Consider the following 21,434-nt stretch of genomic DNA (forward strand, 5'->3'; position numbering starts at 1 on the left):
CATTGCGTGAATTTTAATGCCTGAAACCGCAGAGTTAACCGGTGCATTGCCGGTTCAGCAGGAGCTGCCCCTTGCCATTGTGCAAGGTGAAAAAGTCACCGCGTTTCCGGAGGATTTATACATTCCTCCGGATGCGTTGGAAGTTATTCTGGAGAGCTTCGAAGGCCCGCTGGATTTACTCCTCTACCTGATTCGACGTCAAAACCTCAATATTCTCGATATTCCAATTGCTGAAATTACCAAGCAATACATGGCGTATGTTGAGGTAATGCATCATCACAACCTCGATTTGGCGGCAGAATATTTGGTGATGGCGGCGCTGCTGGCTGAGATCAAATCCCGAATGCTATTACCGCAACGCGCCAGTGCTGAAGAGGATGCGGATGATCCGCGTGCTGATTTGGTCAGGCGTTTGCAAGAGTACGAGCGCTTTAAGCAAGCGGCGGAAGATGTCGATAACTTGCCACGCTGCGAACGCGATTTACAAGTTAGCCAAGTGACGCCGATACGCGCTGATAAAACCGTGACGCATCCAGAGATTAGCTTGCAAGAGCTGCTGAATGTATTTAACGAAGTGTTGCAGCGGGTTGATCTTAAAACACATCACCAGATTCGTCGGGAAACAATTTCCGTTCGCGCCAGAATGACGCAGGTCTTGAGTGCCTTAAAAGCAGGACGCTTTGTCTCCTTTGAAACCTTGTTGTTAGACGGTCAGGGGCGATTAGGCGTGGTGGTAACCTTTTTGGCGGTGTTGGAATTGCTCAAAAGCCGGGTGATTGATTTAACCCAAACCGACCCGTTCGGGCCAATCTTTGTGAAGCCGGTTGGCGCATCGGAAGAGAGTGAAAATGGAACAGAAGAAACTACTCTGCATACTTGAAGCAATCCTGATTAGTGCTGAAAAGCCTTTATCGGTTGAACGCCTGATGCAATATTTCCCGCCGGAGCAGGAGATCAATAAAGGCCGCTTACGCGATGCCTTGTCGGAGCTGGCGGGTCGTTGCTATGAGCGGGGCTTTGAACTGCGGCAAGTGGCTGGCGGCTATCGCTTCCAAACGCGCGAAGAATATAAAGAGTGGGTTTCCCGCCATTGGGATGAGCGCCCACCGCGTTATTCCCGTGCCTTGTTGGAAATTTTAGCGCTGATTATGTATCGCCAGCCGATTACTCGTGCCGAGATTGAAGAGGTTCGTGGGGTGGCGGTGAGCTCTAATATCATTCGCACCTTGCAAGAGCGTGATTGGATTAAAGTGATTGGCCATAAAGAAGTACCGGGGCGTCCTGAGATGTTTGGAACCACGCCGGAATTGCTGAATTACTTTAATCTCAGCTCACTGGATGAGTTGCCGGATTTGGCGGCAATCAGGAATCTGGATGAGATTTATCCGGACTTGCCCGCAATGACCAAAGCGAAAATTACACCGGAAGCAGGCACTGAAGATGATGCGGACGCTGAGGCCAAAACAGGCACTACTGACGACGAAGATGCTGACTTATACGCCTGAGCCATGGTGCTCTGATAAGAAATTTATTCAATGTTCATAGAAAACATCAAATAGCGATTTGTAAACTTTGCGGTTAACTTGAAGTCTAATTTTTAGTTGTAATTGGCTTTGAGTCAATAATGACCAATTGGTCAGCGTTTTAAGGAAGAAACGCTGCGACCGATTGTAGGACCACAATTTTGTTTGCAACAGTGACAAGGATGACACTATGAAAACAGTAATGCTGATGACCTTACTCGCAGCCGTTGGAATTAACAGTGCTAGCGCCGACTTGGTCAATACCCGCTTAAATCCGAATGATGTTAAGGACCGCTACTTTATCCCCGTGAACACTGAGGTGATCGCTGGCCGTAACATGCGAGTCAATGGCACCAACTCCTGCCGTATTACACTCACTGGTCGTTGGACTAGCAATAGCGAAAATGCCACGGCGGTGATTATGTTACCGAATGGCGCACGCTTGCTAAATGTCCGCATTATCGAGTCGACCCCGGTGGTGGGGCGCTGTGCTAAGACCTATTCGGCAAGTGCTGAAAATGCGGTACAATGCCAATTGTCCGGCATTGTCCGTAACCAAAAAATAACCCTGCAAGCCCGCTATCATCAGGCGATTCCTAATGATGGGGAGTGCTCGGCTTATCTGGGTGGAGGCCGCTGACACCAATATAATAAAATAGGTGGGTTTATGAGTCTGGAACAAGAACAGCAACGCATCAGTAATTTATCCAACCTGTTATATCAGGCATCCAAACCCCTTCGATTGCTAACGCATATTGGCTGGGATCATTCGATTAAGGATCGCTTTTTTGCGAATAAAGCCAAAGAGCTTCCGGTCGTTAGTTATCCCAAACATGATCCCAGCCAAACCTTAGCAATATTAGAAACGGTGCGCTCCCAGCTCAAACGCGGCACGCGCATTGATAACTGGCTACTGGATACCGCTCAGGATCTGGAAACCACCGCCAAATTGCTGCAGCACTGCGGCACATCTGATTTCTTCAAATACTCCCAAGATCTGTACGGCTCACCCACCAGCACGCTCATTGATGAAAACAATACCTCCTTTGGCTTGGCGACTCAGTTAACGGACTTATTCGGCAGCTTTAACTCCATTGATTTAGGTGTGGCTGAGGCGGCCGATATCAGTGCAGATACTGTGGCTGATCGAATGCGCCGCGCCTCTCGCCAGATGTTTGGTACTGATGCCCCTGAAGTCATGGTTGTAGATAATCTCTCGGCCAATGCTTTAGCGGGTGCCAGCCGCATCCGAATTCGTCGCGGTGCGCGCTTTAGCAGTAACGATATCCAGCAATTAATTCATCACGAAGCCTATATTCATGTGGCAACAGCGCTGAATGGGCGCGAACAAAAGCATTTACGAATCCTCGGAGCTAGTCATCCCGGTACCACCAAAACGCAGGAAGGATTGGCGGTATTCGCCGAGTTTATTACCGGCTCCATGGATATTGACCGCATGCACCGCTTGGCTGATCGGGTTATCGCTATTCAAATGGCAGTGGAGGGCGCGGACTTTCTGCAAGTGTATGATTACTTCCTGCAACGCATCGGTAACGAAGGCCAAGCCTTTGAAAATACCCGTCGCGTATTTCGGGGCGGTACACTCACGGGCGGCGCACCGTTTACCAAAGACATTGTGTATTTAGATGGCTTGCTGCGGGTGCATAATTTCTTGCGCTCAATTGTGGCCAGCAAGCGCACCGATGTTTTACGGATGCTATTTTGCGGCAAGCTGGATATTGAAGACATTCCGGTACTTTGCGAATTGGCGAGTTTAGGCTTGTGCCAACCTGCGCATTATTTACCGCCTTGGGCTTCTGATTTGCGCTTTTTACTGGCCTATCTCACGTACTCCAGCTTCCTCAATAAAATTGACCTCACGCAAGTGAATGCGCATTACCGCAAGCTGCTGCACGATGCGCCGCACGTGACGATTCCCGGAGTGCGCGAGCGCTAATCGCCTTAGCCAAGGTAATCACGCAGACATCGAAAATATTTAGAGTGGCGCGGTGAGTTACAGTTAAAAGCGTTATACAATGGCGGGCTTCGAACCACAGAAATCAGGGTCTTCCATTATGTCATCAGCGAACAACTCCCTCCTCTGGACGCCTTCTCCCGAGACTATTGCCAATACCAATATGCAGCATTTCATCGAGTGGGTGAATCAGCAGTACGGTTTGGCGCTGGAAGATTACGCGGCGCTGCATCAGTGGTCGGTGACGCAGACGGCTGATTTTTGGAATGCGATTTGGGATTTCTGTGGGGTGATTGCCAGCGAGCGTGGTGAGATTACGCTGGAACATGCAACGCCAATGATCGAGGCACAATTTTTCCCACAAGCTCGCCTGAACTTTGCAGAAAACCTATTGCGTCGTAATGATGATAGCGAAGCCGTGGTGTTTCGTGGCGAAGACAAGTTGGAATATCGCCTGAGCTGGGCGGATTTGCATGCGCAGACTTCTTCACTGGCGCAGTGTTTACAAGCCAGTGGTGTAGGTGAGGGCGACCGTGTTGCGGCGATGATTCCAAATATGCCGGAAGCGATTATCGGCATGTTAGCGACTAGCTCGATCGGTGGCGTGTGGGCTTCTTGCTCACCGGAGTTTGGCGCACAAGGATTGCTGGATCGTTTTGGCCAGATTGAGCCAACCGTATTGATCGTTTGTGATGGCTATTACTACAACGGCAAAGTGATTGATGTGCGCGAGAAAGCGGCAGAGTTAGCCGCTGCCATGCCATCAGTTAAACAGGTTATCTATGTGCCTTATGTCAAGCTGGAAGCCTTGCCTGCGATGGGTATTAGCTGGTCAGAGATATTAGAAAAGTATCCTGCCAAGCCGCTTAGTTTTGCGCAGCTGCCATTTAATCACCCGCTGTATATTCTGTTTTCTAGTGGTACGACCGGCAAGCCAAAGTGCATTGTGCATGGCGCGGGTGGCACCTTATTGCAGCACTTAAAAGAGCATAAATTACACAGCGATGCCAAGCCCGGCGATCGCGTTTTCTACTTCACGACCTGTACGTGGATGATGTGGAATTGGTTAGTTTCTGCATTGGCAGCAGAAGCCACGGTATTGCTTTATGATGGCTCGCCCTTTGCGCCTGAAAAAACAGCGGTGCTGGACTATCTTCAAGCTGAAAAAGCGACATTCTTTGGTACTTCAGCTAAGTATATTGATGAGCTGAAAAAATCTGGCCTTAGCCCTAAAGACACGCATGATTTAAGTACGGTTCGCACCATTGCCTCTACCGGCTCGCCGCTAATGCCAGATAGTTTTGATTATGTGTATGACCATATCAAATCTGATGTGTGTTTGGCTTCGATTGCAGGTGGTACGGATATCGTATCGTGCTTTGTATTGGGTAATCCAACAGGGCCGGTTTATCGCGGTGAGATTCAATGTCGTGGTTTGGGTATGGCGGTTGAAGTCTGGGATGACGATGGCAAGCCAGCTGCTGATAATAAAGGCGAGTTAGTGTGCTCCGTGGCATTCCCTTGTATGCCCGTTGGCTTTTGGAATGATGATGACAATTCACGTTATCAAGCAGCGTATTTTGATAAATTTCCGGGCTTTTGGGCACATGGCGATTTAGCTGAAATTACTGAAACCGGCGGCGTGATTATTCATGGCCGTTCAGATGCGACATTAAATCCTGGTGGCGTGCGCATCGGTACTGCTGAGATTTACCGTCAGGTAGAGGTATTTCCTGAAGTTAAAGAGGCAATGGCAATTGGCCAGCAGTTCGATGGTGATGTGCGGGTGATTTTGTTTGTGGTGCTGACTAATGATGGCACTTTGAACGATGACTTTGTGAAAACCCTGAAAACAGCCATCCGCACCGGTGCAAGCCCTCGCCATGTGCCGGCTAAAATTATTCAAGTTGCCGAATTACCGCGGACTGCAAGTGGTAAAATCGTGGAACTGGCGGTGCGCGATGTTGTGCATGGCCGCGAAGTGAAAAACAAAACTGCGCTGGCTAATCCAGAAGCGCTCGATTTATTTAAAGACCTACCGGAGCTACAAGCTTAGATGGAAATTCTACAGTCGCCATTTGGTGATGCGCAACTCATACGCTGGCCTATTCGTAAGCAAGAAACCTTAAGAGCCTGGGACGCCGCAGATGAATATCTGCTGCAACATTTGTCTGAAAAACCGGAGTTGTTTGAAGGCAAATCCCCTCGCATTTTATTGGTGAATGACGCGTTTGGTGCTTTAAGCGTATCCCTGCGCGAGTACCAACCGGTGAGCTGGTCGGACTCCAGCCTGAGCCATTTGGCGGCTGAGGAAAATCTGCGCCAGAATGAAGCAGCGCATCCTTTGCAGGTATTATGCTCGACGGAAGAACCTGAAGGCACCTTTGATATTGTGCTGATTAAGATTCCGAAAACCACGGCATTATTGGATGACCAGCTGGCGCATTTACGCGCACACATTACAGCGGAGACTGTGATTGTTGGTGCGGGTATGGTCAAGCATTTGCAACGCTCTGCCTTCCAGAGCTTTGAAAAATTTATCGGTCCACTGACTACTTCATTGGCTCAGAAAAAGGCGCGTTTGATTTTCTGCCAGCTTGATCCGGCGTTAAAGGCACCTAAATCGCCGTATCCCTCGACTTATACCGATCCTGAAATAGCGATGCCGCTAATCAATCACGCCAATTTGTTCTCTCGTGAGCATTTGGACCTGGGTGCGCGCTTTTTCTTGTCTCAGCTTTCATCTATTCCAGCCGCGCAGCAGATTATCGATCTGGCCTGTGGTAATGGCGTGTTAGGGCTCAAGCTACAACAGCAACAGCCAAACGCACAGCTGCGTTTTTTAGATGAGTCGTATATGGCGATTGCCTCAGCCGAGACGAATTATCTGAAAGCCTTCCCTGAGAATTTGAATGACGCGAGCTTTGAAGTCGCAGATGGTTTGAAAACCACGGCTGAAAAATCGGCGGATTTAATTGTGTGTAATCCACCGTTTCATCAGCAGCATGTGATTGGTGATCAGATCGCGTTGGAGATGTTTCAGGATAGTCGCAATTGTTTGGTTAAAGGCGGCCAGCTTTGGATTGTGGCGAATCGTCATCTGGACTATGTCGACAAGCTTAAGCGCATTTTTGGTAACTGCCGAACGGTGACCTCTAATAAGAAATTCCTGATCTTAAGTGCAGTTCGTCGTTAATTATCTGACAAACTATTAGAAGATCCGGTGCTTTTCGTAGGCTTTGCTATACTGATGGTGTAGAGACTTATCCCAATCAAGTGGTTAATAAATGACAATATTAGGTGTTGACCTGGGTACCACAAACAGTGCCTGCGGTGTCTGGCGAAACGAAAAAGCAGAACTAATCCCCAATGCACTTGGGGATTTTTTAACCCCTTCAGTCGTGTATATCGACCCTGACAATCAGGTGCATGTTGGTAAGGTGGCACAAGAGCGCTCGATTACCGAGCCGCAAGCCACTGCCAGCGTGTTTAAGCGATATATGGGCACCCACAAGTCGCTCACCCTGCGTGGTAAGGATTACACGGCGGTTGAGCTATCTGCGTTTATTTTATCGAGGCTCAAGGAAGACGCTGAAAAATTCCTAGGTGAAACGGTGACTCAGGCAGTGATTAGCGTGCCGGCGTATTTTAACGATACGCAGCGCAAAGCCACCAAGCAAGCTGGTGAAATGGCAGGCTTGACCGTAGAGCGTTTGGTGAATGAGCCGACAGCGGCAGCGATTGCCTATGGCTTGCACGAAAAGCCGGAACACGCGCAGTTTATGGTGCTGGATTTGGGCGGCGGCACCTTCGATGTCTCGATCATGGAATATTTCTCCGGCGTGCTGGAAGTGCATGCCTCCTCCGGTGATAATTTCCTGGGTGGAGAGGACTTTCTGGAAGTGCTGGTTAACCATTACCTAGAGGCTGCCAGTCTTAATCGTAAACAATTAAGCCATAGTGAATTGCAGAAAATTCGCAGCAAACTGGAACAGGTAAAACGCCAGTTTAATACCGTGGAATCCGTCACCATTGAGCCTATTCTGCACTCGCAAACGGATAAGGTCACGGTGAGTCGTGAGCAATTTACTAAGCTTAGCGAGCATTTACTGCACCGAATTCAGCAGCCGATCGAAACCACTTTGCGTGATGCAAATTTACGCCCGTCAGACTTAGATGATGTGATTCTGGTTGGTGGCGCAACCCGTATGCAAAGCCTGCGCTCGGCTGTGGCGAAAATGTTTAGACGTTTGCCGATGGCGAATATTGATCCTGACTTGGTTGTCGCTATGGGCGCTGCCATTCAGGCCGGTTTAAAAGCGCGCGATCAAGCGCTGGATGATGTGGTACTGACCGATGTCTGTCCGTATACCTTGGGCACTGGCGTATTAAATGAAGCGGATACTGCCGGACTTCAGGGCGATTTATTTAGCCCGATTTTGGAGCGTAACTCCGTGGTGCCAGCCAGTCGGGTAGCGAGCTATTTTACCGTTTATGACAAGCAGCAAGAGCTGGAATTTACCATTTACCAAGGTGAAAGCCGGCTTGTAAAAAACAATATTTCACTGGGCTCAATCACCGTAAAAGTCCCCAAAAGTAAGAAGGGCCATGAAGGCGCTGAAGTACGCTTTAGCTATGATATGAATGGCTTGCTGGAAGTGGATATTAAGGTATTAAGCACGGGCGAAACCTATTACAAAATGATTCAAAATGCGCCGGGTGAGCTTTCTGAAAAAGAGCTGGCCGCCTCGCGTGAAAAACTCTCTAAACTAAAATTTCATCCGCGTGAAGAAGAGACCAATCAACTCTTGATTGCACGGGCTGAGCGCTTGTTTGAAAGCCGTCTATCAGAACAGCGGCAGATGATTCAGAGTAGCCTGAAATGGTTTGAAGGCGTGCTGGAAAAGCAAAATGCTCGGGATATTAGCAATGCGCAGGATGAGTTTTGTGTGTTTTTGGATGATCTTGAACAAGACCGATTGTTCTAATGGATTGCTGGAAAATACTCGGCATTGAGCCGAACTCAGATAAGAAAACCATTAAAATCGCTTATGCGAAGCAGTTAAAAACGACCCGGCCAGATGATGATGCTGAGGCGTTTCAACGACTGCATCAGGCTTATAAAACCGCATTGATTTGGGTGCCAGTTGAGTATCGTGATGATGCTGAAAATGACTGGATGATCTCGCCACAAGCTCAACTGCGTGAAGCGTATGAGCGAGATATTGAGCCGCTGCAGGAAGATATTGAGCCGCTGCAGGAAGATATTGAACCGCTGAAGGAAGATAGTCGCTTACTGCAGCAAGATGCTGATTTGGCGGAAAGTGTTACTGCCGTTGAGTCAACGCCCGAAGACAGCATTGATACATCTCATCCAAATCCACAAACAGAGCGGCAGGCGGAATCTCAAATTGCGCCTCGCTCAGAGCTTGCAGATACAGCAACCCAGCCTAAAGCTTTGCCTGATTCTGATTCTGATTCTGATTCTGATTCTGATTCTGAGTTAATTAATGAACGCGCTCAGCTTGCGGCGATGCTTCAATCAGTTATGTCGGATAGGTCGGATGACTCTGAAGACGCGCTAAAGCACTTCCCAAATCCTGCTCCCAGCGCCAATGACTTTAGCCCTGAAGAGCTACAATTGCTCGAAGATATTCGTAATCAAGAGCATCACCTATCAGAAGATTGGGCGGTATTCTGCGAGAAGCTTGAAGAGATCATTGCATCACCTAAGCAAAGTGCGGAGCTTCAAAGCTGGAAGTTCATTGAGGAGCTATCATCATTTCGCGATCTGGAGTTTCGTAAAGCGATCTCTGATAAAGCCTTTGAGGCAGTGGCAGAGGCCAATGATGTTTCCTTACAAAAGAAGCATTTATACATAAAACGACCCGTTTTAAATTACCTGAATGAGCTATTTGGCTGGGATAAAAAGTGGCAGGAATATGAGTATCATTACAGCCGCAGCCAGCTAAACGCGATTTTTCCGTATTTGGAGGAAGCTGAGCGGGTTAATAAGCGCAGTAAAATCAAACGTGAACTGTTTTACTATCGTCGCGGGGCGGCGTTTGCGATTGATATGGTCATCATGTTTCTTCCGCTGTTATTTATTAATCCCTTGGCCGAGCTGCTGGGGATGAAAGACATGGTCGGAGAGATGCTAGTGTGGTGGTTTGCGGCTTATGTTTTGTTGGCGATTCCACTGCAAGAGTCTTCAATTGCACAAGCGACCGTTGGCAAGCGAGTGATGGGGTTGATAGTGATTGACCGACGGGGTGATAGGATTAGTTTTATCCATGCTTTATCACGCAGTATTGTGACGGCTTTTTGCGTGGTGATCTTTAAGCTAGTGGTGTTTATCAATCTGATTCTGGCATGGTGGCGTTCGGAGATCTTGCAGGATCTGTTGACTCGCTCCTATGTTGTGCAAAGGCCTAAGTAGATTGCAGCTATACAATAGTGCAGCTTGGTACGGTTTTTTTGAAATTCTGTAGAATCATTTTTTCGACATTTTTTGTTAGACTCTTGTGTATGAGTTGTCTTGATTTTTGATTTACCTTGTTTTTATAAGTAACTCGTGAAATTTCAAAGCAAAGTTCGGAGTCATCTCGTCTTTTAAGGTCTTTCCCAAGTTCGCTGAAGAGAAAGCTAATCCTGCATGTCCCTTGATTAGCGTTATGGGTATAGCTGTAATTTATTTCCATTTTAAGAATATAGTAATAATCATAGTAGCTGTGATCATTGATTAAAATATATCATTAATTCTGTCACCATCTATTTGAACTCTGCTGACCGTATTTTTCATCCAGGCAATCTGTGGTGTATCTGGAAGCTCAATACCATCTTTATTCAAGCTAACTTCTATAGTGTTAACGTCGCCCAGAACTAGGTTTTTACCAAGACCGCCTGTCAGTCTTTTAAAGAACAAAATTCGCTGACTGTTGGTGAATAGGCCAAACGTAATCTTTGCAGGCTCTGAGTTGCTTACAATGCCGCAGCTTTTTAGCTCTTTTGATAAGTGAGAAATAATTCGGCTGTTAATGATGCCCGTTTCCACTGAGGTATGTTCCGATGAGACATAAAGTTTAAGGTTTTTGCCTGTTTTTTCAACTATTACCTCTCCATGAAATATCAAATCACGTTTAACCAAGTCTTGACTGATATCCCTACGGTGAACTGTGTATTTTATAGTTGCTTTGCTTGGGCTGTTTACAACAAACCTTGGAAAGCTTTTGAAGTCTACATGCTCCATATCCACACATGGATCGAACTTATCCGGGTCAAAGGCTGACTTCAGCGGAGTTGTCCAATCGGAGTCGTTTTTACATAGGTCAAGGCTAGAAAATTTGTTTTTTGGCTTAGATTCGCGGTCAAGTGATTTATCCAGTAGCTTTCTAAATTCAGTGTCAGTGATTAGGGTTGATGAAAGCAAGGGTACAGTGATGCTTTTACTTGAGTTGCCTACATAGATTCCTTTGTCCTTTAGGGCTGAGTTGATCTCTCCATGAGAAATATGTGAACTGTTTAGTAAAGTACGAAGTTCTGAGCCAGTGGGTATGGTGTTACTAATGTCTAGATTATTAGGCATGATGGTTACTCTTGGACAAGGTCTAAAATAGATCTTCTTAGTGAAAAGGGGGTTACCGATTCATTTCTATCTTGAAATGCTAGACGAATTCTAGTTGCATCCTCCATGTCCTTAGTGGGATTGAAATTTGATATGCCTATTTTGATTGTGTCAATTAGGCCTCTTGAGAAGCTTAAACCATAGCCTATAAGCTTTTTATAGGAGTCATCACTGAACGGATCATTAGAGTAAAGGAACATCTCTTTTGTTTTGTCTTTTTGTACTATGGCGACTACTAAGTCTGATGCAATCATTCCTAGAGGTAGGTATGAGCCCTTCGGCTCAGTGTCTACTGAAACAGCAGTTCCTAAGTTTGGATAGTAAAATTCATATTTTCCGGTTGTACTGCACTCTTTATCAAGGTGGTCAATTACTTGTAGAAGAAATGATGCACGAGCATTATCTATTAAATAGATAGGGGTACTGCTCGAGTTGTTCAGTCTCATGTTGGCAAGCGAGGGGCGAAGACTAGTCTCCAATTCATCAATGTGGTTACTCAAAAAAACTAATAAGCCTGAGTGTTTTTTGTATTTTTTGGGGTTTACCTGATCCTCTATGATGGAGAGTTCCTCACTGTACCTTGCACACTCAATAATTTCATGAAGTTCGTCCATATCCTCCTTAACTTTTTTCTTAATTGCATCTTGGGTTGCTGGATAAGGGTTTTTTGTATTCTTGACTGAAACATGAACAAATTCAGTTACTTCATCATGAAAAGGATCGTCATAGACAAAAATCTGGTCTTCTCCGTGGCTTTTTTTCTGGTTGTTGGATTCGTTCAAGTGGGTAGATGTATTGCATCGAATCGACACATTGTGCATTGATAATTTCCAGCCAATTTTATCAAGTAACTTCGATGCTATTTTTTCACCAATTTCGCCTGAGCTTTTAGATCCCTCACCACTCATTTGTCAAATCCCATAATCATTAGATATTCAATTAGCCTTGTATTCTACGATATTTTAATGTTATTTAGGTTGAAATATTTACAAAATAGCCTTCACTCCTTAGTGCAGATCATTATCAAATGAATCATACGAGTCTTGCGATTTTTCCGAATATTTGCATACATTCACAGATCCCAATAAGCTGGCATCGTTAGGGGATCTATTCAGGATAGGTCCTATGAGTGGCGTGCGATTATTTCCTGTTCAATGGCACCAAGTGCTTTGCCTAATAAGTGGGGAAGTGTGCCACCACAGTTAATATCAGGGGCTAGTAACATTCTTGCTGAACTGTAAGGAATGAAAGCTATGACTGTTCGGTTGCTGCTATGGTGCTTTGCCGTGCAGCAATCGCGGTTGCTTTTTGTCGGTAAAAGTCCAAGAAAAAATAAACTATCATTACGCCTAAATACTACGGTGGAAATCTATCTATGTTCCAACATGCAAGCCTGTTAGCCGAGCTGAAAAAATGGTCGCTCACCAAACCTATTCGTAGCTCAGCAGTGTTTGTGTTGTTGGCGGTTATGATCATCGGTGGTTGCACAACAATCAATCGGGAATATAAGGACCGTGAGCCTGCTTGTACAACTGAGCTAAAATGCATAGGCCAGAAAATCTATAAAAACGAAACCGGTGGCAAGCTTGAGAATTTAATCTTCTGGAGTCCAAGCGAGGCCTTTCCATCGCTTGGAATTGGTCACTTTATTTGGTATCCGGCAGCAGAAAAGCAGGGCTTTAAAGAGGCGTTTCCCGATCTAGTTCGCCATCTTCAGGCTAATGGTGCGCAAGTGCCTCTTTGGTTGTCTCGCCAGATTCAAATCGGCTCATTGTGGAATAGCAGAGAGCAGATGGAGCAGGACAGAGGCGGTCGAAGATTCCGGGAATTACAGCAGTTATTGTTGGATACCACCGACTTACAGACGACCTTCTTATTTGAACGCTTGGATAAGGCGCTGCCGACAATGCTCAGCGCAGTCAACCCTGAAAGCCGCGCTTTAATCACTAATCGCTTTAATACCATGAAGGCCAGCTCTGGTGGGCTGTATCCCTTAGTGGACTATGTGAATTTTAAGGGCGAAGGTACGGTAATGGCCGAGCGTTACAATGGCCAAGGCTGGGGCTTGCTGCAAGTGTTGGAAAATATGCAAGCAGTTCCGGCGGGGCAGCAGGCTTTGCAAGAGTTTTCCCGAGCTGCTGATTATGTTTTAAGTCGACGTGTGGAAAATGCAGCACCTGAGAAAAATGAGCAGCGTTGGTTACCCGGCTGGCGGGTGCGTTTGAATACATATCATGTCGCTCCGGATAAGCCTAAGTGGCTATAGCTGGAAGCCCTAAAATAAGCCTAAGTGGTTATTTATAACTGGAAGTCATAAAGACAAACCGCTGCAACATTGAGGGCTGGTATTAGTCAATCAACCCAATGGCCCGATCAATTGCATTCATATCGCAATGGGTTTCCAAGTGCAGCGCCAGTGTATTCAACGCGGCATCAACCTGATCACTCCACTCGCCACTTTCAGCCTCTACACCTAAGCGAGATAAAAAGGCCTGTCGATACACGCCATTATCAAATAGCCCATGCGCATACATTCCGGCAATATTGCCTTGCACATAGCCAATGACATCACCTTGCTGATTACGCAAATAGGGCTTAGTACCCGCGTCGGCAGTGGTTTTGCCATGATGGATTTCATAGCCGGTAACTTGCGCGCCGGATTCAATCAAAGTCGCGCGAGTTTGTTGCGTGGTTTTAATGGCTTCCAGTGTGGTGCTTATGGCCAGTAACCCTAATCCATCACTCGTATAACCACCTTCCAAACCATGCGGATCAAGTAAGGTTTTTCCAAGCATTTGCATGCCGCCACAAACCCCTAAAATCTGAGTACCTTGTGCCGCTAGCTGATGAATTTTTGCAGCAAAGCCTTGTTGCTTTAGAAAGTTTAAGTCATGGCTAACGTGCTTGGAGCCAGGCAGAATAACCGCCGCCACTTGGTTCAAATCACTCACTTCACGCACAAAATTAACCTGTACCGCAGGCTCATTCACTAACGCATCAAACTCATCGAAATTCGACATATAGGGCGTAATAATGATCGCAATTTCAGGTTTGGTATTGTGGCTAACCACCGTTTTATGAGAATAGGCATCCTCATCCGGCAGCGGCAGATTGAGCATGGGCACAATGCCGAGTGTGGGAATCTGCGTTTTCTCTTCCAGCCACTCCATCGCATTGCCTAGTAAGCTGGCGTCGCCACGGAATTTATTCAGGATAAAACCAATCAGCTTAGCGCGCTCATTCTCCGCTAAGCAATGCCAGGTGCCTAATAGGTGGGCAAATGCGCCGCCACGGTCAATATCAGAGGCTAGCAGCACTTTAGCTTGTGCCTGCAGAGCGACGCTCATATTTACAATATCGCCTGCTCGCAGATTAATCTCGGCAGGACTGCCTGCGCCTTCGATAATCAGCAGATCGTAGCGGTCTTGCGTGAGTGCCAAGCTATCTTTAACCGTTTCCCAGAGATGCATTTTTCGCGATTGCCAAGGGATGGCTTGCAGCTTGGGGTTAGACTTGCCCAATACAATCACTTGCGAACGTGAATCGGCTTCCGGCTTTAACAGCACCGGATTCATATGCACATCTGGCGCAATGCGAGCGGCTTGTGCCTGTAACAATTGCGCGCGGCCAATTTCGCCACCCTCTGGCGTCACACCGGCATTATTACTCATATTCTGCGCTTTAAATGGCGCAACGCGAATGCCACGGTTGGCGTACAAACGACAGAAGCCGGCAACCAAATAGGATTTTCCGGCATCTGACGTACAGCCCTGAATCATCAGGGGAGAGAGGATTTTTGAACTAGGCATGCGCAGACAATACTGTGTGATGAGTTAGTGCCTGAGTGTGGGTGTTACTCCCAAATGAGTCAATAGTCAGTGCTCTTCGGTGCAGATCTCATGATGTGAAATGGCTAACAAAGTGCGCAGGGAGAGCAAGCCGACCAAACTACTTAATAAAATCAGCAAGCCACCGGCTATCCACACAAACATGACTTTCTCTGTTTGCTCATACATTGCAAAACTGGCAATCGTAATCGCTGAAATCGGGAAGGAGTATGCCCACCACGCCAGCGAGAAGGGCAGTTTGATAAAGTGACGCAACTGAGTCAGTAGTAACAAGGTTAGAAATAAGCCGCCGTAATACAGAATTCTGGCGAATGAATCCAAACCGCCAGTGAGTTTCAGGTACGCCACAAAGCCAACCGCTGGTGGTGCGATCAAAATAAATAAGGTTGGCAGCAAGCGGGCTGGAATCGGGTCATGAAACAAAATCCGGTAAAACACGATGGTGAGTAAGATCACCCAGAACAGCATGCCGATACTGAAGAAGAACCACGAGATCTCCACATAGCCCAGCGACATGCCCGTAATGGGTACGATCACATTGCCCACGGCCGGAATAAACCACGCGGGGCTCATGTGCTGGATCTGAAACTGGCTTTGATGCATCCAAGTGCTAATCACATAGAGCACCATAATCAAATGCAACAAAGAACCTACCATCCACAATACTTGGGAAATACCAATATTAATGGGGATAAGCGCAATTGATAGTAGCAACAGACTTATTGATATCGTCGGGAAAAAACTTAATTTAACCGGATGCTGTAATTCAGCCATTACTGCCGTTTTATACTTAATGAATTTCTGTGAATACATCACAATTAAAATAACAAATACTAAGCTGGCAATACCTAGCAATATTTCTGATAGATAACCGAGGTGGACGCCCGACACCTGTTGCGCCTTCTCCCATGCAATGGTTGTCCCAGCTAGTCCCATCACCACCGAGAAAAATGAAATCGGCATGTTCTTAAGTGAGGATTGCGCTTCCGACGGGGTGTTCATAGTGATTACTCAATTAGATTAAAGCTGGATGATACCGCGTGCTCCAAATGCGAAAATTGCGACAAATCAAAAACCGGAAAAAATTAGATAAATAATATTTAATCAAAAAATTCTCAACCGTGGACCATGCTTTATCTGTTTTTGGCACTTCTATATTTAATTAATTGGCGTAGACTAATCCAGCTTTACCGCCAAGCAATTACAATAATCATGAACGCCTTGTTGCACTTCCTTTTTCCGTTCGCTTTATGGTTGCCGATTATTAATCGCAATACCTTAAAAGCAGACATCATGGCCGGCATTACTGGTGCCGTTATCGTCCTCCCGCAGGGGGTCGCGTTTGCAACCATCGCAGGCTTACCGCCTGAGTATGGTCTGTATACGGCGATGGTAACGCCGATTATTGCGGCATTGTTTGGCTCATCCTTGCATCTGATTTCAGGGCCGACCACCGCTATCTCGATTGTTATTTTCTCCACTTTGAGTGCCAATGGGGTTGAGCCTGGCTCGCCGTTATACATTCAAAATGCGCTAACCATCACCTTCTTGGCGGGGGTATATCAGCTGGCGTTTGCACTGGCGCGAATGGGTGTACTGGTTAACTTTGTCTCGCACACGGTCGTGGTTGGCTTTACGGCAGGTGCGGCGATTTTGATTGCCAGTAGCCAGATGAAATACGTGCTGGGGCTGGATTTGGCGCGTGGCGAGTCCTTTGTTTATACCTGGTTTGAGATCATTCACAAGCTGCCAGAGAGCAATCCCTATATTTTTGCGGTGAGTATGCTAACGCTGGTGGTGGCAGTATTGCTGAAGTACTTTGTGCCCAGACTGCCGAATATGTTGATTGCGCTGGTGATCGGTTCGCTGGCGGCCATTGCGATTGGCGGCGAGAGTGTGGGCATTAACTTTGTGGCTGAAATTCCGGCGCAATTACCGCCGCTATCATCTCCTGATTTATCACTCAGTAGTCTTAAAACACTAGCTCCACAAGCCTTTGCTGTGGCACTGCTGGGCTTGATTGAGGCGGTATCAATCAGCCGCGCGATTGCTTCAAAATCGCATCAGCGTATTGACGGAAACCAAGAGTTTTTTGGACAAGGTTTATCGAATGTTGTCGGTAGTTTCTTCTCCAGTTATGCAGGTTCCGGCTCTTTCACGCGTTCAGGGCTTAACTACGCTGCGGGCGCTAAAACTCCGCTGTCTGCGATTTTTGCAGCGGTTTTTCTGGCATTGATTATTCTGCTGGTTGCGCCTTTGACGGGTTATTTACCCACCGCTGCGATGGGCGGCATTATCTTGGTGGTGGCTTACAATCTGGTAAATATCGCGACCATTCGCAAGATCTTTGAAACCAGCCGCTCAGAAACCAGCATTTTACTAACGACCTTCTTTGCCACGTTGTTTCTGGAATTGGAGTTCGCGATTTATCTAGGTGTTTTACTCTCACTACTGATCTTCCTCGCCCGTACTTCCATTCCTGATGTAGTCAGCATGGCTCCAGATCGTGACCCAGATACTGGCAAGCGCACACTGGTACGTGACTCGCGTGCCAATCAATTGCAGGAATGCCCACAGCTAAAAGTGTTGCGTATTGACATGTCGGTCTACTTTGGCTCGGCCAATCACATTCAAAACCGTTTCCACTACATCAGTGAAAAGCAGGGCATTAAGCATATTTTGGTCATCGGAACCGGTATCAATTTTATCGATATGACTGGCGCGGAGATGATTGAGCAGGAATCCGACCGCTTACAAGAAAAGGGAGGCGGGCTGTATTTTGCTGAGCTAAAGCCAAAGGTAAATAACTTTATTCATCGTGGCCATTTCGATGAGCATATTGGTGGTCAGTACTTCTTTGATGAGAAAAAGACCGCCATTCAAAAGATTACGACCGTGGCATTGGATCATGAAATTTGTCAGAACTGTCAGTTCCGGGTCTTTGATGAGTGTGAGTTGCCACCACTGAAGGGTGGTACGCCGCCGGTTGAAATTCCGCTGGAAGACTACAATAAGGAAGATTGATTACTGAGGCGACATCCCTCATTGATAAGGTATGAATCAGCGAATTGTTTGACGAATATCAGTACGCGGGCTGCGAGTTTAACCTACACTAAACTCGTTGCCTGTTTAAATGCAGTGGAGATGTAGCATGTCAGAATCAAAACATTTGGTTTGCCCCGCCTGTGGTGCAACCAATCGGGTTCCAAACGCACGGTTATCCCAACAGCCCGTGTGTGGCAAGTGCAAGCAGCCTTTGTTTGCCGCCAAGCCACCAGAGCTTACTGAGCAATCCTTTGCCAAATTTATTGGAAATAATGATCTGCCGGTGGTTGTCGACTTTTGGGCAGACTGGTGTGGCCCGTGTAAAAGCATGGCGCCCGCATTCACCGAAGCGGCCAAGTCCTTACACCCCAATGCGATTCTCGCCAAACTAAATACCGAAACCGCGCAAAGCGTGGCGGGTAATTATGCCATTCGTAGCATACCGACCATGATCATGTTTAAGGGCGGTCGCGAGGTTGCCCGGCAATCCGGTGCCATGTCCTCATCTCAAATTGTCAATTGGGTTAATTCCCACGCTCATTAGTAAGCCTGTCACAGGCTATGGAATCACACGATTAATCGTCAAGGAGTGAAGCAATGTTTCAGTTTATACCCGTCAGAGAAGACAATATTTTCGCAGTCCGAGTATCTGGTCGCCTCACGCATAAGGAATATCAGGAATTTTTGCCAGAGCTGGAAAACCTTATCAAGCGCTATGGCAGTATTTCAGTGCTGATCGAGTTGGATAATTTTGAAGGTGCTGAACTGGTCGCGATGAAAGACGACTTCAATTTCGGCATGGAGAATCAGGAAAAATTTGAAAAGATTGCCGTGGTCGGCGATAAAGCTTGGGAGCGCTGGGCGGTAGCCTTAGGTAAGCCCTTCGTTGAAGCTCAGGTCAAGTACTACGATAAGCGCGATATGAATGAGGCGTGGGATTGGTTGCGCAGTGATCAGTTGCTGGATACGGCCATTGAGCAGGCTGAAACAGAAGGCTATCAGAGTGTTCTGGTGGCGGTCGATTTCTCAAAGAATGCCCGTTTTGCCGCGCACCGAGCCAAAGCCATCGCCGATAAATTTGGTGCGGATTTGCGCTTGCTGCATATCGTCAATGAGGCAGTACTGAACGACTATTACTACCAGCCTATGGGGCTAGGCATTCAGGTGCCCGATGCTAATGAGCTACAAGTCAGTATGATTGAAAGTGGCGAGCAGCAAATGAAGACGCTATTAGATGAGTTAGAGCTGCCGGCAACCCAAGGTGAAGTCATTATGGGTACACCAATGTCTGGTATTGTAAGCTATGCGCAGGCGCAGAACGTGGACTTAATTGTGATTGGAACCCGTAGCCGTCGAGGTATTGGTTCATTTATTGGCTCTACCACTAACTATGTTTCTTCTCACTCTAAGTGTGATGTGTTGGCCGTGCCAATGAATATTGCGGCTGAGTAAATACCGCTTCTTACAACACCCGGAGCTGAGCTTATTTAGCATTTAGGCGTGATCTGAAAAGAGTTATCCGTTTTGATAAAGGCATTAAATCCTGTAATCAAAACAGCAGGGTAGCTCTTTTTTAGTTTCTGCTGCCAACCCAATGATCCAAGTACGCCGCCCATCGATAAGCAGACAGGCGGCAACAGTCGTTAACCCAAGGTTCACGCGCTTACTTCTACTGTACCCACCTGTGAAACATTGAAGAACACCCACCCCCAGGCGTTCTTCGAGCCGCATATCCAGTTAATTCACTTTAGACAAACAAAGCACAAAAATAAGCATCTAAACTCGCTTTGCACCTTGTTGTATGAATGTTATGCGCGTTAATCATTAAATAATAAAGCCCAGCTCTAATGAGGTAAATCGTTGAATATCGATAACAATCCCCCAGTCGTTGCAGACCCGATGCAACTTCCTGAAATGCCATCCCGTCGCGCTTTTTTCGGTGGAAAATCTACCGCTGCGTTAGCTGCAACATCAGCCGTAATTGCCCCTGTAGTATCACAAGCTGCCGTGTCTGAGTCCGAAACTGATGACCTGTTACATGTCATTAGTCGCTTAACGATGGGCGTTACGCCTGAGCTGCAGGATGAAGTCAGTACGATAGGGGTTGATGCCTTTATTGAGCAGCAGCTAGCTCCTTCTTTGCTGGATGACTCGGCAACCGATGAGATGATCAGCCTGTTTCCTACCGTGAACATGACCAGCGCCGAGTTATTAGTCCATAAAAAGCGGAATATCATTCGACGTGATCTGAATGGGGCAACCATTGTGCGTGCGGTTAAGAGTAAGCGGCAACTGCAAGAGGTAATGGTTGATTTTTGGAGTAACCACTTCAATGTGGATGTTGTAAAGAAAAAAACGGCCATGTTTAAAGCCGAGCAGGATAGAGGCTTCCGTGAGCTGGCATTGGGTAACTTCAGTGATCTGCTGATGTACTCGACTAAAAGCCCCGCAATGCTTGAGTACTTAGATAATCGCACCAGTCGTGCCGATCGAAATCGAGTACCTAATGAAAACTACGCCCGTGAATTAATGGAGCTGCATACCTTGGGTGTGGATGGCGGTTACAACGAAGATGATGTCATCGCGGTATCTTACTTACTGAGTGGCTGGAGTATTCAGTATGACCAGTTTGCATTTAATGCGAGCCGCAATCGCTTAGGCCCTTTAGCCGACGGTGGCGATGTAATGGGCTGGGTGCCGTTTGCCGCGGAAGGCTCGATTGAAAATGGTGAGTCGTTTATTAACTTCCTTGCCTATCAACCCGCTACTGCGCAGTTTATTTGTTGGAAGTTATGCCGCCACTTTATCAGCGATGATATTGCCATGACGGATTCCATTGTCCAGCGGGTCGCACAAGTGTTTATGGATAACGGCACTGAGATTGTTCCAACCTTAAGAGCGATTTTTGCATCAGATGCGTTTTACCAGTCCAAAGGGCAGAAGGTTAAGCGTAGCAATGAGCTGCTTTACTCAATCCTGAGATCTGCCAATGTGACATTCGATTTCGACCAGATCGGTCGCATAGGTGCTGTACTTCACCAGAAGCTGACTGACATGGATCACGCACTGTTTGAGTGTGAGCCGCCGACGGGTTACCCGAGCGCAGCAGCAGAGTACCTGAACACTAATATTATGGTGAATCGCTGGAATTTTGGATTTTCCTGTGCCGCCAATAAATTGGGTCAGTCTATTCGCGTTAGCTCAATGAGCTGGGTGAATAACCCCGAGACGATTGAGTCGTTATTGGATCAGCTGGCAATAACCTTGATGGGTCGCAAACTTGATGAGTCTAGTAAACAAGCGCTCTATACACACCTTGGAAAAGGGCCGGAAAGTGCGGTTGCGCGCAGGGACTTGAAACAAATCAAGACGCTGGCTGGTTTAATCTTCTCATCACCTGCTTATCAGATCCGTTAAGG

At 46.9% G+C, this 21,434-nt stretch carries 17 protein-coding genes; 13 read left to right on the plus strand and 4 right to left on the minus strand.

The window, feature by feature from the left end:
* Positions 1-16 precede the first annotated feature (16 nt).
* The 8 genes from LEUMU_RS24480 (at position 17) to LEUMU_RS0103785 (ending at position 9,937) form a co-directional block, all read left to right on the plus strand.
* Positions 17-880 (plus strand): segregation and condensation protein A, encoded by an 864-nt coding sequence (locus LEUMU_RS24480; RefSeq protein WP_022950937.1) that lies wholly within the window; start codon positions 17-19, stop codon positions 878-880.
* Positions 849-1,505, plus strand: a complete 657-nt coding sequence (scpB, locus tag LEUMU_RS24485) for an SMC-Scp complex subunit ScpB (protein WP_022950938.1) — start codon at positions 849-851, stop codon at positions 1,503-1,505. The genes LEUMU_RS24480 and scpB overlap by 32 nt, the downstream gene beginning before the upstream one ends.
* Before the next feature lie 208 nt (positions 1,506-1,713).
* Positions 1,714-2,163, plus strand: a complete 450-nt coding sequence (locus tag LEUMU_RS0103760; RefSeq protein WP_022950939.1) for a hypothetical protein — start codon at positions 1,714-1,716, stop codon at positions 2,161-2,163.
* Between the two features lie 27 nt (positions 2,164-2,190).
* Positions 2,191-3,480 carry a peptidase MATCAP family protein gene (locus LEUMU_RS0103765; RefSeq protein ID WP_022950940.1) on the plus strand — a complete coding sequence of 430 codons (1,290 nt, stop codon included), beginning with the start codon at positions 2,191-2,193 and terminating at the stop codon, positions 3,478-3,480.
* Between the two features lie 118 nt (positions 3,481-3,598).
* Positions 3,599-5,554: an acetoacetate--CoA ligase gene (locus tag LEUMU_RS0103770; RefSeq protein WP_040504125.1), complete on the plus strand. Its 1,956-nt coding sequence runs from the start codon at positions 3,599-3,601 to the stop codon at positions 5,552-5,554.
* The gene (locus tag LEUMU_RS0103775; protein ID WP_022950942.1) at positions 5,555-6,694 is read left to right on the plus strand and encodes a methyltransferase; all 1,140 of its coding nucleotides are present in this window, start codon (positions 5,555-5,557) and stop codon (positions 6,692-6,694) included. It begins immediately after the preceding gene.
* Between the two features lie 91 nt (positions 6,695-6,785).
* On the plus strand, positions 6,786-8,486 hold the full coding sequence (locus tag LEUMU_RS0103780; protein WP_022950943.1) for a molecular chaperone HscC: 1,701 nt from the start codon (positions 6,786-6,788) through the stop codon (positions 8,484-8,486).
* A complete protein-coding gene (locus tag LEUMU_RS0103785; RefSeq protein WP_022950944.1) occupies positions 8,486-9,937 on the plus strand; it encodes an RDD family protein in 1,452 nt (483 codons plus the stop codon). The genes LEUMU_RS0103780 and LEUMU_RS0103785 overlap by 1 nt, the downstream gene beginning before the upstream one ends.
* Before the next feature lie 303 nt (positions 9,938-10,240).
* On the opposite strand, the gene LEUMU_RS0103790 is transcribed toward LEUMU_RS0103785, so the two are convergent.
* Entirely contained in the window at positions 10,241-11,083 is an 843-nt protein-coding gene (locus tag LEUMU_RS0103790) for a hypothetical protein (protein WP_022950945.1), read from the minus strand.
* Between the two features lie 5 nt (positions 11,084-11,088).
* Complete coding sequence (gene gapS4a / locus LEUMU_RS0103795; protein ID WP_022950946.1) at positions 11,089-12,030, minus strand: GapS4a family protein; 942 nt, start codon at positions 12,028-12,030, stop codon at positions 11,089-11,091.
* A gap of 467 nt (positions 12,031-12,497) precedes the next feature.
* On the opposite strand from gapS4a, the gene LEUMU_RS24490 reads away from it, so the two are divergent.
* Positions 12,498-13,388, plus strand: coding sequence for a hypothetical protein (locus LEUMU_RS24490; RefSeq protein WP_022950947.1), 891 nt, complete (start codon positions 12,498-12,500; stop codon positions 13,386-13,388).
* A gap of 82 nt (positions 13,389-13,470) precedes the next feature.
* Here the strand turns inward: LEUMU_RS24490 and LEUMU_RS0103805 are convergent, their stop codons facing one another.
* Together LEUMU_RS0103805 and LEUMU_RS0103810 are read right to left on the minus strand one after the other, a co-directional pair.
* Positions 13,471-14,931 carry a cobyric acid synthase gene (locus LEUMU_RS0103805; RefSeq protein WP_040503944.1) on the minus strand — a complete coding sequence of 487 codons (1,461 nt, stop codon included), beginning with the start codon at positions 14,929-14,931 and terminating at the stop codon, positions 13,471-13,473.
* 66 nt (positions 14,932-14,997) lie between these two features.
* A complete protein-coding gene (locus LEUMU_RS0103810) occupies positions 14,998-15,972 on the minus strand; it encodes an SLAC1 anion channel family protein (RefSeq protein ID WP_022950949.1) in 975 nt (324 codons plus the stop codon).
* A gap of 210 nt (positions 15,973-16,182) precedes the next feature.
* Here LEUMU_RS0103810 and LEUMU_RS24495 point away from each other — a divergent pair, with 210 nt between their 5' ends.
* From LEUMU_RS24495 to LEUMU_RS0103830, 4 genes are all read left to right on the plus strand, one after another.
* Positions 16,183-17,994 carry a SulP family inorganic anion transporter gene (locus LEUMU_RS24495; RefSeq protein ID WP_022950950.1) on the plus strand — a complete coding sequence of 604 codons (1,812 nt, stop codon included), beginning with the start codon at positions 16,183-16,185 and terminating at the stop codon, positions 17,992-17,994.
* A gap of 127 nt (positions 17,995-18,121) precedes the next feature.
* Positions 18,122-18,559, plus strand: a complete 438-nt coding sequence (gene trxC, locus LEUMU_RS0103820) for a thioredoxin TrxC (protein WP_022950951.1) — start codon at positions 18,122-18,124, stop codon at positions 18,557-18,559.
* A 53-nt stretch (positions 18,560-18,612) separates the two neighbouring features.
* Entirely contained in the window at positions 18,613-19,467 is an 855-nt protein-coding gene (locus tag LEUMU_RS27750) for an STAS/SEC14 domain-containing protein (protein WP_022950952.1), read from the plus strand.
* Between the two features lie 408 nt (positions 19,468-19,875).
* Complete coding sequence (locus LEUMU_RS0103830) at positions 19,876-21,432, plus strand: DUF1800 domain-containing protein (protein ID WP_022950953.1); 1,557 nt, start codon at positions 19,876-19,878, stop codon at positions 21,430-21,432.
* The last annotated feature ends 2 nt before the right edge of the window (positions 21,433-21,434 follow it).

It is taken from the genome of Leucothrix mucor DSM 2157, from assembly GCF_000419525.1.
GTDB lineage: Bacteria > Pseudomonadota > Gammaproteobacteria > Thiotrichales > Thiotrichaceae > Leucothrix > Leucothrix mucor.

Coding starts and splice junctions, on each gene's coding strand:
- LEUMU_RS24495 (WP_022950950.1), top strand. CDS start 16,183: ATGAACGCCTTGTTGCACTTCCTTTTTCCGTTCGCTTTATGGTTGCCG.
- LEUMU_RS0103760 (WP_022950939.1), top strand. CDS start 1,714: ATGAAAACAGTAATGCTGATGACCTTACTCGCAGCCGTTGGAATTAAC.
- LEUMU_RS0103790 (WP_022950945.1), bottom strand. CDS start 11,083: ATGCCTAATAATCTAGACATTAGTAACACCATACCCACTGGCTCAGAA.
- gapS4a (WP_022950946.1), bottom strand. CDS start 12,030: ATGAGTGGTGAGGGATCTAAAAGCTCAGGCGAAATTGGTGAAAAAATA.
- LEUMU_RS24480 (WP_022950937.1), top strand. CDS start 17: ATGCCTGAAACCGCAGAGTTAACCGGTGCATTGCCGGTTCAGCAGGAG.
- scpB (WP_022950938.1), top strand. CDS start 849: ATGGAACAGAAGAAACTACTCTGCATACTTGAAGCAATCCTGATTAGT.
- LEUMU_RS24490 (WP_022950947.1), top strand. CDS start 12,498: ATGTTCCAACATGCAAGCCTGTTAGCCGAGCTGAAAAAATGGTCGCTC.
- trxC (WP_022950951.1), top strand. CDS start 18,122: ATGTCAGAATCAAAACATTTGGTTTGCCCCGCCTGTGGTGCAACCAAT.
- LEUMU_RS27750 (WP_022950952.1), top strand. CDS start 18,613: ATGTTTCAGTTTATACCCGTCAGAGAAGACAATATTTTCGCAGTCCGA.
- LEUMU_RS0103785 (WP_022950944.1), top strand. CDS start 8,486: ATGGATTGCTGGAAAATACTCGGCATTGAGCCGAACTCAGATAAGAAA.
- LEUMU_RS0103805 (WP_040503944.1), bottom strand. CDS start 14,931: ATGCCTAGTTCAAAAATCCTCTCTCCCCTGATGATTCAGGGCTGTACG.
- LEUMU_RS0103770 (WP_040504125.1), top strand. CDS start 3,599: ATGTCATCAGCGAACAACTCCCTCCTCTGGACGCCTTCTCCCGAGACT.
- LEUMU_RS0103780 (WP_022950943.1), top strand. CDS start 6,786: ATGACAATATTAGGTGTTGACCTGGGTACCACAAACAGTGCCTGCGGT.
- LEUMU_RS0103765 (WP_022950940.1), top strand. CDS start 2,191: ATGAGTCTGGAACAAGAACAGCAACGCATCAGTAATTTATCCAACCTG.
- LEUMU_RS0103775 (WP_022950942.1), top strand. CDS start 5,555: ATGGAAATTCTACAGTCGCCATTTGGTGATGCGCAACTCATACGCTGG.
- LEUMU_RS0103810 (WP_022950949.1), bottom strand. CDS start 15,972: ATGAACACCCCGTCGGAAGCGCAATCCTCACTTAAGAACATGCCGATT.